The 20,020-nt window shown below is 64.5% G+C and carries 15 protein-coding genes; 5 read left to right on the top strand and 10 right to left on the bottom strand.

The window, feature by feature from the left end; genetic code table 11:
• Positions 1-10: 10 nt before the first annotated feature.
• Positions 11-202: a DUF2964 family protein gene (locus tag NCR93_RS16785; RefSeq protein WP_033536164.1), complete on the bottom strand. Its 192-nt coding sequence runs from the start codon at positions 200-202 to the stop codon at positions 11-13.
• Between the two features lie 297 nt (positions 203-499).
• On the opposite strand from NCR93_RS16785, the gene phaP reads away from it, so the two are divergent.
• Together phaP and NCR93_RS16775 are read left to right on the top strand one after the other, a co-directional pair.
• Positions 500-922, top strand: coding sequence for a phasin family protein (phaP, locus tag NCR93_RS16780; RefSeq protein WP_008353443.1), 423 nt, complete (start codon positions 500-502; stop codon positions 920-922).
• Between the two features lie 71 nt (positions 923-993).
• Positions 994-1,806, top strand: a complete 813-nt coding sequence (locus tag NCR93_RS16775; protein ID WP_175979306.1) for a class I SAM-dependent methyltransferase — start codon at positions 994-996, stop codon at positions 1,804-1,806.
• Between the two features lie 7 nt (positions 1,807-1,813).
• On the opposite strand, the gene NCR93_RS16770 is transcribed toward NCR93_RS16775, so the two are convergent.
• Positions 1,814-3,958, bottom strand: a complete 2,145-nt coding sequence (locus NCR93_RS16770) for a serine/threonine-protein kinase (protein WP_239295017.1) — start codon at positions 3,956-3,958, stop codon at positions 1,814-1,816.
• A 156-nt stretch (positions 3,959-4,114) separates the two neighbouring features.
• Between NCR93_RS16770 and NCR93_RS32130 the strand changes: the two genes are divergently transcribed.
• The gene (locus tag NCR93_RS32130; protein WP_430641072.1) at positions 4,115-4,621 is read left to right on the top strand and encodes a hypothetical protein; all 507 of its coding nucleotides are present in this window, start codon (positions 4,115-4,117) and stop codon (positions 4,619-4,621) included.
• Between the two features lie 36 nt (positions 4,622-4,657).
• On the opposite strand, the gene NCR93_RS16760 is transcribed toward NCR93_RS32130, so the two are convergent.
• Positions 4,658-9,025: a DEAD/DEAH box helicase gene (locus NCR93_RS16760; RefSeq protein WP_175979303.1), complete on the bottom strand. Its 4,368-nt coding sequence runs from the start codon at positions 9,023-9,025 to the stop codon at positions 4,658-4,660.
• Between the two features lie 134 nt (positions 9,026-9,159).
• Between NCR93_RS16760 and NCR93_RS16755 the strand changes: the two genes are divergently transcribed.
• Positions 9,160-10,458: a glycosyltransferase family protein gene (locus NCR93_RS16755; RefSeq protein ID WP_175979302.1), complete on the top strand. Its 1,299-nt coding sequence runs from the start codon at positions 9,160-9,162 to the stop codon at positions 10,456-10,458.
• 175 nt (positions 10,459-10,633) lie between these two features.
• Positions 10,634-13,033, top strand: coding sequence for a phosphoketolase family protein (locus tag NCR93_RS16750; RefSeq protein ID WP_175979301.1), 2,400 nt, complete (start codon positions 10,634-10,636; stop codon positions 13,031-13,033).
• Positions 13,034-13,162: 129 nt separating this feature from the next.
• Here NCR93_RS16750 and NCR93_RS16745 read toward each other — a convergent pair whose 3' ends face one another.
• The 7 genes from NCR93_RS16745 to NCR93_RS16715 all read right to left on the bottom strand — a co-directional run bounded on the left by NCR93_RS16745 (position 13,163) and on the right by NCR93_RS16715 (position 20,016).
• Positions 13,163-14,500 carry an MFS transporter gene (locus NCR93_RS16745; RefSeq protein WP_008353451.1) on the bottom strand — a complete coding sequence of 446 codons (1,338 nt, stop codon included), beginning with the start codon at positions 14,498-14,500 and terminating at the stop codon, positions 13,163-13,165.
• Between the two features lie 33 nt (positions 14,501-14,533).
• Positions 14,534-15,472 carry a hydroxymethylglutaryl-CoA lyase gene (locus NCR93_RS16740; protein ID WP_175979300.1) on the bottom strand — a complete coding sequence of 313 codons (939 nt, stop codon included), beginning with the start codon at positions 15,470-15,472 and terminating at the stop codon, positions 14,534-14,536.
• Positions 15,469-16,662 (bottom strand): CaiB/BaiF CoA transferase family protein, encoded by a 1,194-nt coding sequence (locus NCR93_RS16735; RefSeq protein WP_175979299.1) that lies wholly within the window; start codon positions 16,660-16,662, stop codon positions 15,469-15,471. The genes NCR93_RS16740 and NCR93_RS16735 overlap by 4 nt, the downstream gene beginning before the upstream one ends.
• Before the next feature lie 125 nt (positions 16,663-16,787).
• Entirely contained in the window at positions 16,788-17,705 is a 918-nt protein-coding gene (locus tag NCR93_RS16730) for a LysR family transcriptional regulator (RefSeq protein ID WP_008353454.1), read from the bottom strand.
• On the bottom strand, positions 17,705-18,091 hold the full coding sequence (locus tag NCR93_RS16725) for a PaaI family thioesterase (RefSeq protein ID WP_008353455.1): 387 nt from the start codon (positions 18,089-18,091) through the stop codon (positions 17,705-17,707). The genes NCR93_RS16730 and NCR93_RS16725 overlap by 1 nt, the downstream gene beginning before the upstream one ends.
• Positions 18,092-18,388: 297 nt before the next feature.
• A complete protein-coding gene (locus NCR93_RS16720; RefSeq protein WP_175979298.1) occupies positions 18,389-18,580 on the bottom strand; it encodes a hypothetical protein in 192 nt (63 codons plus the stop codon).
• Between the two features lie 263 nt (positions 18,581-18,843).
• Entirely contained in the window at positions 18,844-20,016 is a 1,173-nt protein-coding gene (locus NCR93_RS16715; RefSeq protein WP_175979297.1) for an NAD(P)/FAD-dependent oxidoreductase, read from the bottom strand.
• Positions 20,017-20,020: the final 4 nt, after the last annotated feature.

Here is a 20,020-nt window from a genome sequence, read left to right as displayed (position 1 = left end):
CGCTCAATCGTCAGGGCTCGTCGCTCGGGAACGGTGTCAGCATCACGACGAACGACGCAGCCCCGATGAGTATCGCGAGCACGCCGTAGTACATCACCGACGTCTCGTCGAAGAGCAGGCCGCGCAGCGCCGCATTGATGCCGCCCAGCGTCACGAACACCGCGCCCAAAGCCGCGACGATGCGCCCTTCACCCCTGATCATGATGTTCTCCCGACCGTCGGGCGCACCGATACCGCGCCGCGATAATTCAATGGTCGCTTGCTCGGCGCGGCACGAATTGACCTGCATCAACCTCAATCGAACGTCGCGCGCGCCGGGGAGGCGACCGCTCGTTCTGGTGTTTTCCCTTGCCCCATTTCCACGGCTTATATTGGTAGTATCAGGTGCTGGCTGCGCGTTGGCATGGCTTCGCGCACACGGCGCATGCTGCCCGGGCCATCCTCGCTTTTGCCCGCAAGAATGGCTCGCATTCGACCGACAAAACCCTGGGGAGGCACGATGAACCAAAATTTCAGCGATCCGTTCAGCCAGTTTGCAGCCATGTTCCAGCAGTACCAGCTTCCTGGGTTCGACGTCACCGCGATCATGGAATCGCGCCGCAAGGACGTCGAAGCGCTCGCGGCGACCAATCGCGTCGCGTTCGGCGGCATGGAGGCGCTGCGCGACAAACAACTCGAAATCCTGCGCCGGACCTTGAGCGATCTCGAAGGCATCGCAAAACAATTCGCCACGACCTCGACGCAACCGCCGTTCAACGCCAACGAAGTCGTGCAACGCGCGCTGCACAACGCGCTCGCGGACATGCAGGACATCGCGCGCACGACCCAGCAGACTCAGGCCGAAGCCTATGCGCTCGTCAGCAAACGCATGGAAGACGCCCTGAACGAACTCAAAGCTTCTATCGAGAAGCCCAAGACCTAGCCTCGCGCGGTCCTGACGAGGCCCGGCCTCCGGCAACGACGAGCCGCGCGTGCGGCGAGCGGAGGTGCGTCATGCAATTCGACGAATTCGCAGCGTTCGAGAAGGACGGCTGGGAGCATGTGGTCCCGTCGTACGAGGACTATTTTGGAAGGCTGACCGTTCAGGCGCATCCCGCGCTGCTCGATGCGCTTTCGGTCGCGCCGGGCATCCGCATGCTCGATGTCGCCGCCGGGCCGGGCAATCTCGCCGCGGCGGCGATCGAGCGTGGCGCGACTGCGGCGGCCGTCGATTTTTCCGCGTCGATGATCGCGCACGCGCGGCAGTTTCATCCCGAGATCGAGTTTCATCTCGCGGGCGCGGAGCAGTTGCCGTTCGGCGACGAAAGCTTCGACGCCGTCGGCATCAACTTCGGCATGCTGCATTTTCCCGAGCCCGAGCGCGCGCTCGACGAAGCGGCGCGCGTGCTCCGCCAGGGCGGACGCATTGCGTTCACCGCGTGGGCTGCACCCGAACGCGCGGTCGGCTTCGGCATGGTGCTCGACGCGGTGCGGCTGCATGGGACGCTCGATATCGGACTGCCGCCCTCGCCGCCCTTCTTTCGCTTCAGCGATCCCGACGAATGTGTGCGCGTGCTCACCGAAGCCGGCTTTGCCGACGCGCGCGCCGTCGAAGTCGAGCAAACGTGGCATCTCGTGCTGCCCGAAACGCCGCTCGACGCCTTGATGCACGGCGGCGTGCGAATGGCGGCGCTGCTGCGCGCGCAATCGAAAAGCGCGCTTGCCGCAATCGCGCAGGAAGTGCACGCCCGCGTGACGGCGTACGCGCGGCACGGCGAGCTGCTCGTGCCGATGCCCTGTGTGCTGGCGTCCGCCACGAAACCCTGAGCCGGCGCTACTTTTTGGCTTGCGTCGTGATCTGGAAGATATCGACGGCGACGCGCTCGCGGCCGTATTTGCCCGCGAGCGCCGAGAGCCGCTTGTCGACGGCGCGCAGATATTCGGACTTCGCTTCGCTGTCGGGGCGCGGCGAGTCGAAGAGCGGCGCGGGCGTGACTGTCAGCACGATCATCTCCGAACCGAACGGCTTGCCGACGACCCAGTCGCCCATTGTGCCGATGGTCGCCGTGTAGTTTGCGGGCGCCTGGTTGTCGCGCGAGCGCGCGTTCGGCAACAGATGCACGACGCTGCCATCGAGCATGAAATAGTCGACGTTGACGTAGGACTCGAACGCGGGCGTCATCAGATCGACGATGAGCGGGTCGCCTTCGGTGAGGCTCGTCGCGCGCGAGCGCGTGTGCACCGATGCCGGTCGCCCCGACTGGCGGTTGGCCGTCCAGAACGGGCCGTACACCTGGAGCAGATCGCATTTGTCGTCGGCGACCGGCTGCACGCCGAAGTTCGTCGTCTTCACGCCTGGCACGCGGCCGAGCGCTTCCTTCAGTCGCGCGAGACCGTATTTCTGCGATACGAAGCCCTGCACGTCGACGGTCTGATCATGCACCGACGCCACCAGCGCCGAGCACGGCACGCTCCCGAGCACGGGCGTGACGGCGGCCATCGTGAGTTCGGGAACGGGCGTCGCGGGCACGGCGGGCGTGACCGCCACCGCCGCCGAAGCGGGGGGCGCGCCGGGCGAATGCGGTGTCACCGTTCCCGCGGCGCTGCCTTCTGCCGGCGCGGGCGGCGCTTCGTGCGCAACTTCCTCGCCGCCCCTCGACTGATCGTAGAAGTAATATCCCGCGCCCGCCGCCAGCAGGGCCACGAGCGCCGCCGCGCCGATCGCAAACTTCGGCACGCCGCCTTTTTTTCCCTTGCGGCCCGCGGGCGACGCGGCATTTTCGTCGGCGATATCTTCGAGAAATTGCGTGACGCTCGGCGTCCTCGCTTCGCGTTCGAATGCGAGCGCGGCCTTCAGCGCTTTCCACTGCTTGTTGCCGAGATGCTCGGGACGCTGCGGCTTCATGCCCGCGCTTCTCGCCTGCAGCGCGGGCACGCGATCGAACGGATGCTTGCCCGTCAGCAATTCGTAGGTGATGCAGCCGAGCGCGTAAATGTCGTCGCGCGGATCGGGCTCGCGATGCTCCAGCATCTCCGGGCTCGCGTACGCGGGCGTGAGCGCGCCGAGGCTGCCGGGATCGAACACGGTCGCCTCGGTTTCCTCCTCGGGCCGCTGGATCACGCGCGAAATGCCGAAGTCGATCACCTTCACTTCCGACGTGTCCGTGAGAAACACGTTGGCCGGTTTGAAATCGCAGTGCACGAAGCCGCGTTCGTGCGCGTAGGCGAGCGCGTTGGCCATGCCCTTGAAGATCGGAAAGACCTCGGAGAACGGCATGCCCTTGAAGTTCGGGTTCCGAAGCAGACGCGAGAGGGGCTGGCCGGACAGATATTCCATCGTCAGATAGACGACCTGACCGTCGCGGTCGAAGTCGTACACGGTGACGATATTCCGATGCGCGAGCTGCTGCGCCTTGCGCGCCTCGCGCTGCAACGCGATCAGCGATTTCGGATTGCCGCGGAACTGGAGATTGAGCACCTTGATCGCGACATACGGCCGCCGGTCCGACGCTTCGAGCTTGCGCAGATCGAGCGCCTTGTACACGGTCCCCATTCCGCCGATGCCGAGACATTCTTCCAGCACGAAGCGGCTGTTGAGCGTGTCGCCGACGCCTTTCATCTGCTGATCGTGATCGACCATCACTTGCGTCGCCTGACTCCCGGTGCCGCCGCTCGGATCGCGCGAAGGCGGCGGCGCGAAACCCGGCGACGTTTGCAGACGCGTCTCGTCGCGGCTCGCGGGCCCGGTAGGGGAATCGGCTTCGGGACGCATGCGCGCCGCATGCTCGATGCGGCGGCGGATGGCCGCATAGATGTCGGGGGGCAACGGCCGCGCCGCGTGCTCCTCGTCGAGGATCTCCATGAGCCGCCTTGCCGGAGTCTGTTCGGTCGCCAGTGCGCCGTCCACTCCCGCAAAGAACTCGTCGCGCGACCCGCCGTCGCCCCGATAAGTACGAATCGCTTGCGCAAAACTTGTCATCTGTGCGACGCGACGCGGCTCCAATCGATCGACAACTACTTGTCGTAACAAAACCCCGGTGATCGTTCGATACTAGCCTTCACATGGAGCTTTCGCAAATGGCGTTTTCGATCATGAGCGGCATCGCGCACATGTCGTTCGGAGACCGACACATCGATGACGAGTGTTGGCGTCACGCCATCGAAATACGCTTGGCACGAACTCGCCGCGTGGCAAAAAGGATCGAAAAATCAACGCACTGGACAGTTCGTGCCGCTCGCACGCGGCGTTGGCACGCGATTCGCATTGGTCTTCACGAACGTCTTTGCGGCAGAAGGCACGCGCCTTGTGCCGCCATTGGCGTTCACGCGCGATCGGTGTTGCGGATCACGGAGTCGCTCCGGCACATCGAAGACGATTGTCTATACTCGATTGCGACTCCCCACTCTGGAGGAAGCATCCATGGCCGTCATCAAAATCAGGGATCTCGCCGACAGCGTCGAACTCGACAGGCAGGCGATGCATACGATCGTCGGCGGCGCGCGCGATGGCGTGCGTCCATTGTTTCGCATCCGGCCGGCATCGGCGACAAATCGCGTCGTCGATTATCCGGGCGTGCAGGTGAAGGACGTGCCCGCTACGCAGGCCGGTCCGTTCACCACGAGATTCGTCTCGAAGAAATAACGTCGATAGCGGCGAGGGATCGCGTCCTTCGCCGCTTCAATGGCGCGTCGGCATGCTCGCGCCCGTCACTCCGCTGCCGATGGAACTGCCGAGCGAACGCGCCGTGCGCTTGACGAGCGCGAGACGCATGCGCTCGCGCCCTTCTCCATCGAAATCGCCGAAATAGCGCGTCTTGCCCGCGACCACCGCGCCGACCGGCACGCCGTCGAGATACAGCACGCGATTGGCTGCGAGCGCCGGCACCTTTTCTCCCGGCAGCAAGGTGCCGACGAGATTGAGCGGATCGACCGCCGACAGCGCCACGAACACGCCGTCCTTCGGCCGCTTGCGCATGTCGCGCAGCAGCGGCACGGCTTCGGGCAGCGCGAATTGCTCGCCCGCGAGCCCGGCGACGAAGCGCCCGCCGCGAATCTCGCCGCGCGCTTCCAGCCGGTGATAGACGCGCAGCAGATCGCGCCACGGCGGCAGCCATTGCGCCTCGCGCTCCAGAAGACGCCAGAACACGACACCGTAGCGCCGCAAAAGCGTCAGCGCGATGTGTTCGAGATCGCCGTCTTCGCGCGCGTCGTCCGGTTTCGCGCGGCGCAGGAGCGCCCAGCGGCCCGCGTCGTCCATTCCGCCGATGAAGAGGCCACCGCGCCTCGGACGCCGCGCGAACGCGTTGCGCTTCGCCGCCGGAGCGAGCAGCGCGCGCAGGCCCGCGAAACTGTCGGCATTGACGAGTCCGAGCGCGACCAGTTCGCCGAGCGCGTCTTCGAGTTCGGTGCGCAGAAGGCGCACGTCGGAGAGCAGTTCGTCGAAGAACATCGCGCCGTGCGCTTTCAGCGCGTCGAACACGCGTTCGGCACGCGACGACAGTTGCGGCGCTTCGTCGGGACGCATGAGCGCGTTCCATGCATCGAGGTGACGGCGCGGCAGCAGCACGATCGGCGTGCCGCGCACCGGACCGCCCGATGCGCGCGAGCGTCCTGCCGGACGCGTCCACATGAGTTTGCCCGCGCGGCACAGATCGTCGAGCCACATGCCCGAATAATCGGCGATGCGCGCCGGCAGTATTTCTTCCTCCCACGCGACGGCGGGCGCCTCGAAACCTTCGAGCTGTTCGAGCACGGCGCCGAGCGCGTCGCGGCCCTCGCCGCGCGAATCGGGCGCGACGCGCTGCCATTCGAGCAGAAAGCGCATGAAATCCTGCCGCTCGACCGGCTCGATTTCGCGACGCAGCCGCCGCACCGTATAGCGATGAATCCGCGCGAGCAAATGCCGCTCGCACCACTCTTCGACCTGCGCGCCCGGCGTGAACCGTCCGCGCATCACGTAGCCCTGCGCTTCGAGCCGCGTCAGGGCGAGCGCGATCGCCGACGCGGGCAGCGCGAGCGGACGCGCGATCTCCGGCACCGTCAGCGGCCCGAATCCAGACAGACGCGCGCGCACGATTTCGACGAGCGCGTCGTCGGTTGTCCACGCATCGTCGAAACCGGGCGGCGGCTGCAGCGACGGATGCATCGGCGCATGCTCGTAGACGGCGCGCACACACGCGAGACGTTCGACGGGCGTCCACAGCGCGTCGTGCTCCGCGATCTGCAGACGCGTCGCTCGGCCGGAGCGCGCGAGCGCATCCAGCCACGCGATCCATTGCGGGTCGCGTTGCGCTTCGGATTCGGCGATGCAGGCGAGCGTCGAAAGCGCCTCGTGCATTTCATCGGCGCTCGTGACTTCGGGCCAGGCTTCGTCGCGCACGCTCGCGATGGCGTCGGGATCGAGCGCGCCGAGATCGTCCGCCGAATGCGGATCGCTCCATCGGCGCGCGAGCACGGCCTGCGTGCGGCGTTCCTCGAGCGGCGCATCGTCGAGAAACGCATACGGCCGCGCCGACAGAATCTCGGCCGCGAGCGGCGACGGCGCGGGCAATTCGCGCGTGACGAGCCGCACATCGCCTGCTTCGATGCGCCGCAGGAGCGCGAGCCACGCGTCGGCATCCATCGCGTCGTGGAGGCAATCGTCGATCGTCTGCTCGACGAGCGGATGCGTCGGCACGTCGCGCTCGCCCGAGATGTTTTCCGCGCACGCGACCTGATCCGGGAACACCGCCGCGAGCAGATCCTCGCTTTTCATGCGCTGCAACTGCGGCGCGACCTTGCGCCCGCCGGTATAGCGCGGCAGCGCAAGCGAGTTGGTCGCGTTCCAGCGCCAGCGCACGCCAAAGAGCGGCGCGTCGAGCAGCGCCTGGATCAGCACGTGCTCGGCAGTCGCCGATTTCAGATAGCGCCAGACGTCATCGAGCGCAAAGCTGTGGCTGCCCGTCAGCGACAGCACGATCGCGTCCTCGGTCGCGGCCGCCTGCAGCTCGAAGTTGAACGTGCGGCAGAAGCGCTTTCTCAGCGCGAGTCCCCACGCACGATTCACGCGGCTGCCGAACGGCGCGTGGATGACGAGCTGCGTGCCGCCGGATTCGTCGAAGAAGCGCTCCATGACGAGCGTGTCCTGCGTCGGCAGCACGGTCAGCGCGGCGCGCGAACGCGCCAGATAATCGACGATCTGCCGCGCGGCTTCGATGTCGATGCCACTTTCTTGTGCAAGCCGCGCGACCGTCGCTTCGACGCCGCTATCGAGCCATGCGTCGACATCGGCGCGCAGACGCGAAATCGCATGAGAAAGCTCGTCGCTGCGGCCCGGCGCTTCGCCGAGCCAAAACGGGATGTTCGGCGGCTGGCCGTTCGCGTTTTCGACGCGCACGCGCCCGCCTTCCACGCGCACGATCCGGTACGACGTATTGCCGAGCTGAAAGATGTCGCCCGCGAGACTCTCGACGGCGAAATCCTCGTTCACCGTGCCGATCTGCAAGCCTTGCGGTTCGAGGATCACGGCGAAATCGGCGTTGTCCGGTATCGCGCCGCCCGAGGTCACGGCCGTCAGCTTGCCGCCGCGACGGCCGCGCAGCGTGCGCGAGACCGCATCGCGATGCACGTACGCCGCGCGCACGCCCTGCCGTCCGGTATAGCCTTCCGCGAGCGTGCGCAGCACGGCCTCGTAATGCGCGCGATCGAGCGTCGCGTACGGATACGCGCGCGTGATGCGCTCGAACAGTGCGTCCTCGCCCCACTCGCGGCACGCGACTTCGGCGGTGATCTGCTGCGCGAGCACGTCGAGCGGCGCGTGCGGGATCGTCAGGGCATCGAGTTCGCCGCGCCGCACGCAATCGAGGAGCGCCGCGCATTCGATCAGATCGTCGCGCGAGGTCGGGAAAAGCCGTCCTTTCGGCACGCCGCCGACGTGATGCCCGGAGCGCCCGACACGCTGCAAGAATGCGCCGATCGAGCCGGGCGAGCCGATCTGGCAGACGAGATCGACATCGCCGATATCGATGCCCAGTTCCAACGACGCCGTCGCGATCAGCACGCGCAGTTCGCCGCGCTTCAGACGCTGCTCCGCGTCCAGCCGATGCTCGCGCGCAAGACTGCCGTGATGTGCGGCGACGGCTTCCTTGCCGAGGCGCTCGGTCAGATGCCGTGCCGCGCGCTCGGCCATGCGCCGCGTGTTGACGAAGACGAGCGTCGTCCGATGCAGCCCGGCAAGCTCCGCGAGACGGTCGTAGACGCGCTCCCACATGTCGTTGGACATGATCGCTTCGAGCGGCATCGGCGGGAGGTCGAGCGCGAGATCGCGCGCTCGAACATGTCCGACATCGACGATCTCGCAGGGCTGGTTATCACCGACGAGAAACTTCGCGACGAGTTCGATCGGCTTTTGCGTCGCCGACAAGCCGACGCGCACGGGCCGCTGCCCGCCCGCTTCCTCGCACAGCGCGTCGAGGCGCGCGAGCGACAGGCTCAGGTGCGAACCGCGCTTGCTGCCCGCGACCGCATGAATCTCATCGACGATCACCGTGCGCGTGGTCGAAAGCATCGCGCGGCCGGAATCGGACGACAGCAGCACGTAGAGCGATTCCGGCGTCGTAACGAGGATATGCGGCGGGCGCTTCCTGACGGCGTTGCGCTCTTGCTGCGTCGTGTCGCCGGTACGGACGGCCGCGCGAATCTCGGGCGCCGCCACGCCGGATTCGCGCAAGGTCTGGGCGATGCCCGCGAGCGGCTCCTCCAGATTGACGTGGATGTCGTTCGACAGCGCCTTCAGCGGCGACACGTATACGACGCGCGTCTCGTCCGGCAGCGTCCCGCCGCGCGCGACGCCGTCACGCACCAGTTCGTCGATGGCGGCGAGAAACGCGGTAAGCGTCTTGCCGGAGCCGGTCGGCGCGGCGACGAGCGTCGAGCGGCGCGCGTGGACGAGCGGCCACGCGCGCGCCTGCGCCGCGGTCGGCGCGGGAAAGCGGGCGCCGAACCACGCGGCGACGGCGGGATGAAAGCCGTGCAGCGCGTCGGCGATGGAAGCGGATTTTCGGATCATTCGGACATTCTATGGGCGCTTGAGAAACGGCGTATTACTGGCGCTTTTCGGACAGTTCCCATGCGACCCGGAACGCTTTACAGCGATGCTAGGCGGTTCGCCCAAGCAATCCGTTCAAACGCTTTCCGCCGCTCATGATCGTCCTAAGCCTTCTGTCCGACCACGCGCCCGGCGCGCTCGCCAACCATCGCCACTACGCACGGGAATTCGGCTATCGCCACATCGAGATCGACTTGTCCGATTTGTCGGGAAGCAACAAGCACCTGCAATGGGTCTACAAGTACGAAGCGTTGCTGCGTCATTTGAGCCGCGCCGCGCCGAACGAAATCCTCATGCTGCTGAGCGAGAACGCCGCGATACTGCGGCCCGTCGCATTGCCCGATCTCATGGCCGGGCGCGACTGGCTCCTGACTTGCGCCGAAGGCCATATCCCGCAGACGGATATCCTCATCTTCCGCAATACAGAACCGGTGCGCCGCAAGCTCGCGGATCTCGTCGGCCGCTGCCGGCTCGGCGTCGCGTTGCCGGAAAACGAAGGCGAAATGCTGCATGACTTCACGATTTGCCCGCAACAGTTCCGCGTCGGCGACGTGTACGTTGTGCTTCCGGCCGCGGTCAATCTCGAATGCGTCTGGGCGACGTGGAACAGCTTCTCCACCTGCTTTCGCGACGAGAAACATCATCGGCGGCTTCGTGCGGCAGCGTTTGAACACATCAACGAATGCAGGACGCGCGCAACGCCGTTTCTCTCGCTCGCCAATTCGGGCGTGCATGAAACCGAAACGCAAAGCGTCTATCAACCGAACCACGCGATCGCGATCGTCATGCTCTATACGCCGAATATCGCGCAGTACGGGCGCATCGCCGAGGCCAACATCAGGCAATATTGCAAACGCCACGGTTACACGCTTTACGTGCATCGCGATGTTCCGCCGCGATTGAACGACGGAAAGACGTCGGCGAACTGGCACAAGGCCGCGTTGCTGCACGCGTACTTGCCGCATCATCAATGGGTGTTCTGGCTCGATGCCGATGTGCTCATCAACGACATGAACCGCCGTCTCGAACCGCTCACGCGCGAACGCGACACCGTGTTGGCACGCGATATCGGAACATGGGCGTTCAACTCCGGCATCATGGGCTTTCAGCGCAATCAGCAGAACTACGACGCTCTCGCGCGCGTGATCGAAAGGTGCCGGAACCTGGACGACAGATCCCACATCTATGCGAACCAGGGCGATCAGTATTACTTCATCGATGTCTTCCACTCGCTGCCGGACTTCGATGCGACGCGCATTTACGATTTCATCGAACTGAACACGCCCTGGGTCTATCGCCGCCCGGACAGCTTCATGGTTCATTACATCGGCATGTGGGAAGATAACCGCGCGCTTATCATGGACTACGACCTCCGCCACGCCGCGATGGAATGACGCGCTCGCCACCATCGTTGCCGCGCCGCCGGTAAGATGTACCGGACGGCGCCGCGCGTGCCCTGCAACCAAACCGCCACAATCACAGCCGATCATTAACCAGCGCGCAGGATTCGATCTGCGCAAGCCGCACGCACGACGCTCGACCAATCCTCTCACTCATCAGGAGAACCAATTGAACGACGACGTCACTGGCACGACCGCCCTCGAGACGCCTCTCGATCCCGATCTTCTCGCGAAGATCGACGCCTACTGGCGGGCCTGCAATTATCTTTCGGTCGGCATGATTTACCTGCGCGCGAATCCGCTGCTGCGCGAGCCGCTCGAGCGCGAACACATCAAGCGGCGTCTGCTCGGACACTGGGGCTCCGATCCCGGCCAGTCGTTCGTCTGGGTACATCTGAACCGGCTCATCAAGCGCGATGATCTGAACGTCCTGTTCGTCTCCGGTCCCGGCCATGGCGCGCCCGCGACGCTCGCGAACTCGTGGCTCGAAGGCCATTACTCGGAGATTTACCCCGATCGCAGTTTCGACGAGCGCGGCATGCTCAAGCTCTTTCGCGCGTTTTCGTCGCCGGGCGGCATCGGCTCGCATTGCACGCCGGAAACGCCGGGATCGATTCACGAAGGCGGCGAGCTCGGTTACAGCCTGTCGCATTCGTTCGGCGCGGCGTTCGACAATCCCGATCTGATCGTCGCGGCGGTCGTGGGCGACGGCGAAGCGGAAACCGGCCCGCTCGCCACATCGTGGCATTCGAACAAGTTTCTCAATCCCGCGACCGACGGCGCCGTGCTGCCGATTCTCCACCTGAACGGCTACAAGATCGCCAATCCGACGATCCTCGCGCGCATTCCGCACGACGAGCTCGAAGACCTGTTCAGGGGCTACGGCTACGCGCCGCATTTCGTCGAAGGCGACGATCCGGAAACGATGCATCAGCGCATGGCCGCGACCTTGGAACGCTGCATCGCCGATATCCGCGCGATTCAGGCGAACGCGCGCGCCAATCCTGAGAACGTGACGCGCCCGCGCTGGCCGATGATCGTGTTGCGCACGCCCAAAGGCTGGACCGGACCGAAGGAAGTCGACGGCCGGAAGGTCGAGGATTACTGGCGCTCGCATCAGGTGCCGATCGCGGATGCCGTAAGCAATCCCCGCAGTCTCGCGCAACTGGAAGCGTGGCTGCGCAGCTACAAGCCCGAGGAACTGTTTGATGAAGACGGCCGTCTGATCGAACCGCTGCGCGCGCTCGCGCCCGAAGGCACGCGCCGCATCAGCGCGAATCCGCACGCGAACGGCGGCGCGCTGCGGCAATCGCTCGACATGCCCGATATCCGCGACTACGCGTTCGAGTTCAAACGCGCCGCAAGCGTCTACACGTCGCCGACGGCCGTGCTCGCCACGTTCCTGCGCGAAGTGATCCGCCGCAACATGACGAGCTTCCGTCTCTTTGGCCCGGACGAGACCGCGAGCAACAAGCTCGACGGCGTGTACGAAGTATCGGGCAAGCGCTGGATCGCACAGACGCTGCCCGAAGACGAAGACGGCGGCGCGCTGTCCGTCGACGGACGCGTCATGGAGATGCTGTCGGAGCACACGCTCGAAGGCTGGTTCGAAGGTTACGTGCTCACCGGGCGTCACGGTCTTTTCGCGACCTACGAAGCGTTCGTGCACGTCATCGATTCGATGTTCAACCAACACGCGAAGTGGCTCGAAAAAGCAAAAACCGAAGTCGGCTGGCGCGCGCCGGTGCCGTCGATCAACCTGCTCATCACGTCGCTCGTGTGGCGGCAGGATCACAACGGCTTCACGCATCAGGATCCCGGCTTTCTCGATGTCGTCACGAACAAGAGCCCGAACGTCGTGCGTATCTATCTGCCGCCAGATGCGAACTGCCTGTTGAGCGTCGCGGATCACTGTCTGCGCACGCACGACTACGTGAATGTGATCGTCGCGGACAAGCAGCCGCATCTGCAATATCTGAACATGCAGGACGCCATCGTGCATTGCGCGAAGGGCATCGGCATCTGGGACTGGGCGTCGACGGATCAGGGCGCGGAGCCGGATGTCGTGATCGCGTGCGCGGGCGATATCGCGACGATGGAAGCGCTCGCCGCCGTCGAAATCCTGAAGGCGCATTGCACCGATCTGAAGATCCGCTTCGTCAACGTCGTGGATCTCTTCAGGCTGCTGCCGGACACCGAGCATCCGCACGGCTTGTCGCATCGCGATTTCGATTCGATCTTCACGCGCGACAAACCCGTGATCTTCAACTTCCACTCGTACGCGTCGCTCGTGCACAAGCTCACGTACAACCGCACGAATCACGCGAACATGCACGTTCACGGCTATCGCGAGCGCGGCAACATCAACACGCCGTTCGAACTCGCGATCATCAACGGCGTGGATCGCTATACGCTCGCGATCGACGTGATCGACCGCGTGCCGCGCATCGCGGGCAGCAGCGCGCATACGAAGGAATGGCTCAAGAACCAGATCATCGAGAGCGTGCGGTACGCGCATGAGGAAGGCATCGATCGCGACGAGATCCGCGAGTGGACGTGGAAGGATTGATGCGAGACTGAATGCGGCATGCAAGATGCCATCTGGCCTGATGAATGCAAAACGCCAGATGCAAAATGCAAAAAGCGCCCGGGGACATGCAGTCCGCCGGGCGCTTTCCCGTTCGCAGAAGCCTTGGCGTCAGGCTTTGCGCTCCGAATGATCCTTCTGCCTGAGCGTCTGCGGCAAGCCGAAGAGCAGCAACAGCGCGCACAGCACGCTCATCGCGCCGATCGCATACAGCGCGGGCGTCGTGCTGCCCATCGTGTCGCGGATGCGGCCGACCATCACCGGGCTCACGATGCCGCCCAGTTGCCCCAGCGTGTTGATCAGCGCAATCCCGCCCGCCGCGCCCGCGCCGGTCAAGAGCTTCGGCGGCAGCGCCCAGAACGCCGGAATCGAGGCGATCACACCCGCGCCCATGACGCCGAGCGCGGCGATGAGCAGCGTCGTCTGCTTGTCGAAGATGCCCGCCGCGAAGAAGCCGGCAGCCGCCATCACGAGCAGCGTCGCGACGAACTTGCGGCGCTCGCCCGACCGGTCCGACATGCGGCCGACCACGACCATGCAGATCGCGCCGCAGATATATGGGACGGCCGTGAGCAAGCCGATGATCGTCGGATTCTGCGTGCCCGCCGCCCGGATCAGATGCGGCGCCCAGAAGTTGAGACCGTACGACGCGATCTGAATCAGGAAGTAGATCAGGCCGAGCATCAGGAAGCCGGGCGTCCTGATCGCGCCGAACAGCGAATGGCCGGTGTCGGTATGCTGACTTTGCGTCGAGATCTGGCTCTTCAGATACGTCTTCTCGTCGCTCGTGAGCCACGCGGCGTCATCGACGCGATCTTTCAGCACCTTCAGCACGAGAATGCCAAGCAGCACGCACGGCAGGCCGCCGAGCAGGAACAGCCAGTGCCATCCCGCGATGCCCGCGACGCCATTCAGATGCCCGAGCACGAGCCCCGACAGCGGCGCACCGAAAAGCCCCGAGAAGGCCGACGCGAGAAACAGCATCGACGTGATGCGCCCGCGATAGCTCGCCGGAAACCACAGCGTCAGGTAATACAGCACGCCCGGCGCGAAGCCCGCTTCCATCGCGCCGATGATGAAGCGCAGTCCGTAGAACTGCCATTCCGTCTGCACGAAGACCATGAGCGCGGTCGCGATGCCCCACGAAATCATGATGCGCGCGATCCAGCGGCGCGCGCCGACCTTGTAGAGCAGCATGTTGCTCGGCACTTCGAAGAGCACATAGCCGATCACGAAAAGACTCGCGCCGAGACCGTATGCGGTGTCCGACAGGCCGAGCGAACTCTGCATCTGAAACTTCGCGAAGCTGATATTGATGCGGTCGAAAAACGCGAAGAAATAGCACAGCATGATGAGCGGCATGAGCCGCAATGCCACCTTGCGGATGATGTGCGAGGTGTTGCCGACAATGTGCGGCTCATCGGCCGCGTGGACGCTTAGATCGCTCATGTTTTGTCTCCAGTGTTGTTTTGGTCTTTTGAATTAGATCGCTTGCACGTAATCGGGCGCCGGATGCAGATCGCAATTGCGTCCCGCCTTCGCGACTTGTCCCGACACTTCGTGTCCGACGAGCGCGGGCAACGTGCGCGACAGCGCAATCAGCCTTGGCAGATCGATGCCCGTCGGAATGCTCATCTCATCGCACATGTTCACGAGGTCTTCGGTGCAGATGTTTCCCGAAGCGCCCGGCGCGAACGGACAGCCGCCGAGACCGCCGAGCGCGGCGTCGAAACGGCGCGCGCCGGTGTCGTAGGCAGCGAGGACGTTGGCGAGGCCGAGGCCGCGCGTATTGTGAAAGTGCAGCGTCAGATCGGCGGCGGGGACGTGTTCGAGCACGCGTGCGACCAGCCGCGCGACCTGACGCGGATTCGCCATGCCGGTGGTATCCGCGAGCGTGATGCCGTCGATGCCCATTTCGCGATACGTCCGCGCGATCGACACGACGCGCTCTTCGTCGATGCGCCCCTCGAACGGGCAGCCGAACGCGGTCGCGACGGTCGCGTTCAGCGAAGCCTTGCCGGAGGCGAGCCGAACGACATTGCCGAAACCGGCCAGCGACGACTCGCAACTCATACGCATGTTCGCGCGATTGTGCGTCTCGCTCGCGGACATCACGAGGTTCAGTTCATCGGCGCCCGCGGCGAGCGCGCGCTCGGCGCCCTTCACGTTCGGCACGAGCGCGACGTAGATCACGCCTCGCCCGCGCCGGATGCCGTTGAAGACCGCGTCGCCATCGCGCAGCGCGGGAATCGCTTTCGGCGACACGAACGAGCCCGCCTCGATGCGCGTGAAGCCGCACGCCGACAATGCGTCGATCAGCGCGATCTTGTCTTCGGTCTCGACCCACTGCTTTTCGATCTGCAGACCGTCGCGCGGCGCGACCTCCTGCACGACCAACGGTTCTTTGTATTCGTAATTCATTGCACCGCTCCTTCGGCACGCAGCCGTTCCACTTCATCCGCGGCGAAGCCGAGCGATTCGAGCACCGATTGCGTATGCTCGCCGAGCGCCGGGCCTTGCCAGTGCACTTCGCCCGGCGTATCGGAGAGCTTCGGCACGATGCCCGGCATCTTCACCGATGCGCCGCCCGGCAGTTCTGCCTTCAGCAGCATGTCGCGCGCTTGGTAATGCGCGTCGTTGACGATGTCCGCGACGGAGTAGATGCGACCCGACGGCACTTCCTCGCGTTCGAGCGTCGCCAGGACATCGTCCATCGAGTGATGCGAGGTCCACGCGGTGATCGCTTCGTCGAGCATTGCGCTGTGACGCACGCGGCCGTCGTTGCGGGCAAGCGCGGGATCGTCCGCGAGATCGGGACGGCCGATCACGTTCATGAGCCGCCTGTAGATCGGGTCGCTGTTGCCCGCGATCACAACGAAGCCGCCATCCTCCGTGCGATACGTGTTCGACGGCGCAATGCCCGGCAGCGCCCCGCCGCTGCGCTCGCGCACATGGCCGAGCAGATCGTATTCGGGCACGAGGCTTTCCATCAGATTGAACACGCTTTCGACGAGCGAGACATCGACCACCTGGCCGTCGCCCTTGCCGGTCTTCACGCGCAGCACCGACATCAGCGCGCCGATCACGCCGTGCAGCGAAGCGAGCGAATCGCCGAGACTCACGCCGACGCGCGCCGGCAGCCCTTCTGCGTCGCCCGTCGTGTAACGGATGCCGCCCATCGCCTCGCCGATCGCGCCGAAGCCCGGCCGGTCGCGGTACGGACCCGTCTGGCCGTAGCCGGAGATGCGGACCATCGTGAGCTTCGGGTTTATTGCATGCAAAACGTCCCAGCCGAGACCGAGTTTTTCGAGCGCGCCGGGCCGCATGTTTTCGATGACGATGTCGGCATCGGCGGCGAGACGCTTGATCACGTCCGCGCCTTCGGGCGACTTGAGATTCACGCACACCGACTTCTTGTTGCGCGATTGCAGATACCACCAGAGCGAAGTGCCCTCGTGCAGCTTGCGCCATTTGCGCAGGGGATCGCCGGTATTCGGCGCTTCGATCTTGATGACTTCCGCGCCGAATTCGGCCAGCATGCGCGCCGCGAACGGCGCGGCGATCAGCGTGCCGATTTCGATGACGCGAATGCCCTGAAGAGGTCCGCTCATGCCGCTGTCTCCTGATGATGTGCTTTTCGATGGAGACAAGCTTATTGGCGAACGCTCGGGGGCGTCCAACCGCATTTCGGCAAGCATCGTTCGTCAAACGCGAACGCTCGCCGGTTTTTTGAATGCTAAATGCCTGCTTCGACGGTCCGCAGATGATCGAACAGCAGCCGGCTCACGGGCGATAGCGCATCCGAATCGCGCACGACGATCACGAGGCTGCGCGCTGCCCAGTCGTCGTCGAGCGCGACGGCCGCGAGTCCGAGCTGACGACCCATCGCTTCGAAGACCTGCATCGGCAGCACGCCGACGCCCATGCCCGCCTGCACCATGCGGCACACGGCGTCGAAACCGGGAACGTGGATGCGCAACCGCAGTGCGCGCCCCGCCTGACGCGCCGCGAGATGCGTGCGCTGGTTGATCGAACTCGCCGAATGCAGCCCGATGTGATCGAAGTCGAGCGTCTGCGCGAATGCGATGCTCGCGCGCTTCGCCAGCGGATGATCGCCGGGCATGACGAGCGCGAGCCGGTCGTGCCGGTAATGCGCGGTTTCGAGGCCGCGCGTGTCGGCGTCGCCGGAACAGATGCCCAGGTCGACGAGACTGTCCGCGACGCCTTCCACGATGCCGCCGCTCGGGCGCTCCTCGAGATCGATCTTGATCTGCTCGTGCACGGACGAAAACGCGCGCAAGTCTTCCGGCAGGAATTCGACGATCGCCGAGAGATTCGCCATCATCCGCACGTAGCCGCGGACGCCGCTCGCATGTTCCGCGAGTTCGATGCCGATGTTCTCGACATCGCGCAGCACGCGCCGCGCGTGATGAAGCAGCGTTTCGCCCGCCGGCGTCAGCGCCATGCCGCGCGCCTTGCGTTCGAACAGCGCGGCGCCGACGGCCTGCTCCAGTTCGAGCAGACGCTTGCTCGCCGCCGACACCGCGATCGCCTCGCGTTCCGCCGCGCGCGTGAGCGTGCCTTCCTCGAACACCGCGAGAAAGAGTTGCAGCGTCGTGAGATCGAGACGCCGAAGGAGATTGCGGGTAGCCATCAGCGCGCGTATTTGAAGGTGCCTTGCGCGCTCGCGATCATCACGCGATCGTCGACCCACGCTTCGCCGCGTGCAAAATAGACGGAGCGTCCCTGACGTTCGAGAAAGCCTTTTGCGACGACCTTGTCGCCGATGCCGCGATCGAGATAGTTCACGGTCAGCGAAAGAGTGAAGCCGTGCACAGGCGCGGCGCCGGTCGGAAAGAGACCGGCGTAGCCGCAAGCGGCGTCGAGCAGCGTGGCGATCGCGCCGCCTTGCAGGATGCGCTGCCGGTTCAGATGCCCGGCGTGTATCGGCATCGTGAATTCGGCGTAGCCCGCGCGCCATTCCGTGAGCGTCGCGCCGAGCGCTTCGAGAAACGGATTGTCCAGATCCAGGTTCGCCACCTTTGCTCCTGATTGCCTGCGTTGCGGCGATTGTGCCATCGGCGGCCAGGCGCTGCCGGGCGGCACGAACCTGTTTTCCGGACATCCAGAATGGAAAAAACCCGCACGCGGCGGGTTCGATTTACGCAGTTCCGATTTACAAACTCACCGGACCGCGTTCCGTTTGGCAACGCACACAGAAATTCGCTATATGCGTTTCATGAAGGTCCGTCATGAATCGCATGGCGCATATTTGTCCGCGTAAATATGCGTCGTGACAAAGCGTCTCACGAACGCAACACACTGCATTAAAGGGCGTCAGTTATATCCGCGAATGACGCAGGAGTTTTTTTCCTCATCGGTCTTGCCGAAACGTCCGCAAATCTCTGCGATATATTCGGGTTCCGCCGATACCTGACTCGAACGATGCGACACCGGAACGCTCGTGTCGTGCGGCAGCTCGCCGTCGTCGATCCAGGCGTAGAAATGCGCGCTCGTATTGGCTTCCATGTTTTGTCTCCTATCTATGAAGCGCGAAAAAAGCGTTTTGACAGATTCAGAATGCACTCATCGAAAGCGGCTGGCCCTAGTGGATTTCATTAATGGACGAAGCCCGCCAGCCTGACGATGATGATAAGAATGCCCGTTCGCAACGCAAATCCGAACCGGTTCCAATCCGCCTGTCTGTTTCGTAGCGAAAAAAATGCCCGGTGCATGACCGGGCAGACTTGAATCATCGATTATGGAAAGCGGCGTTGGCAGTCTTCTATCAGTTATACGACATTCTTTTCGACGATCGGCCGGCCTTCCAGCACGCGAGTCCAGTCGAGCGGCGATAAATCGAGCGTTTCGTAACGCCCGCGCAAAATCAGTTCGCTGACGCCGCGCCCTGTTGCCGGGCCTTGTTGCAGGCCGTGTCCGCTGAACCCGTTCGCGAAGATGCAATTATCGACATCCGGATGATGGCCGATGATCGCGTTCTGATCGAGCACGTTGTATTCGTAATAACCGGACCAGCAACGCTCGACGCGCAGCGCCTCGAACGCCGGCACGCGATGCGCGAGCGTCGGCCAGATCACGTCGTCGAAGAGCGCGTGATCGACTTCGTCGAGCGGCAGGTCGTCGGGATCGTTGTCCGCCGAGGGCGACGTGCCGCAAATATACGTGCGCCCTTCAGGACGGAAATAGACGCCCGTGGGATCGATCAGCAACGGCGCGCGCTCGAGCGTCGCCGGCGACGACACATTGAAGATGCTGCGCCGACGCGCGAACACCGGAATGTCGATGCCGAGCATCGCCGCGACCGGACGCGACCACGCACCCGCCGCGTTCACGACGACATCGCATGGATACGTTTCGCCGCTGGCCGCGCGCACGGCGTTCGCACGCCGTCCTTCGCGTTCGATGCCGACGACTTCCGTGGTCACGTAACGCGCGCCGAGCGCCTGCGCCTTGCGACGCAGCGCCTGCACGAGACCGTAGCCGTCGAACCAGCCTTCGCCGCTCTCGCCGAACGCGCCCGCCGCGAGATCGTCCGTGTTGAGCCACGGAAAACGCGCGCGCAGTTGCGCGGCGTCGAGCAGGCTGATGTCCGCGCCGAGCGCTCGCTGCAACGCGTGGTTTTCGCGCAGCGTCGACGCACCCGCCGCCGTCGCCAGAAAGAGATAACCGCCTTCGTGCAGATCGATCGACGGACGCTCGCCGTTCACTTCGAGCCGCTCGCCGATCGAACGCAGGAAGTCGATGCCGAAGAGCGACATGCGTACCGAAAGCGGCGTCGAGAACTGCTGCCGGATCGAGGCCGCCGACAGCGCCGACGACGAACGCGCGTAAGTCGGGTCGCGCTCGATCACGGTGACTTGCACGGTCGGGTCCGATGCGCGCAGAAAGTACGCGACCGAGCTGCCGATCACGCCGCCACCTACGATGACAACGCTCGAACTCACGTTG

Origin of the sequence: Caballeronia sp. ATUFL_F1_KS39, from assembly GCF_023630985.1 — a bacterium.
GTDB lineage: Bacteria > Pseudomonadota > Gammaproteobacteria > Burkholderiales > Burkholderiaceae > Caballeronia > Caballeronia zhejiangensis.
Note: the sequence above shows the minus strand (reverse complement) of the source record. Positions and strands in the feature narration are given on the sequence as shown.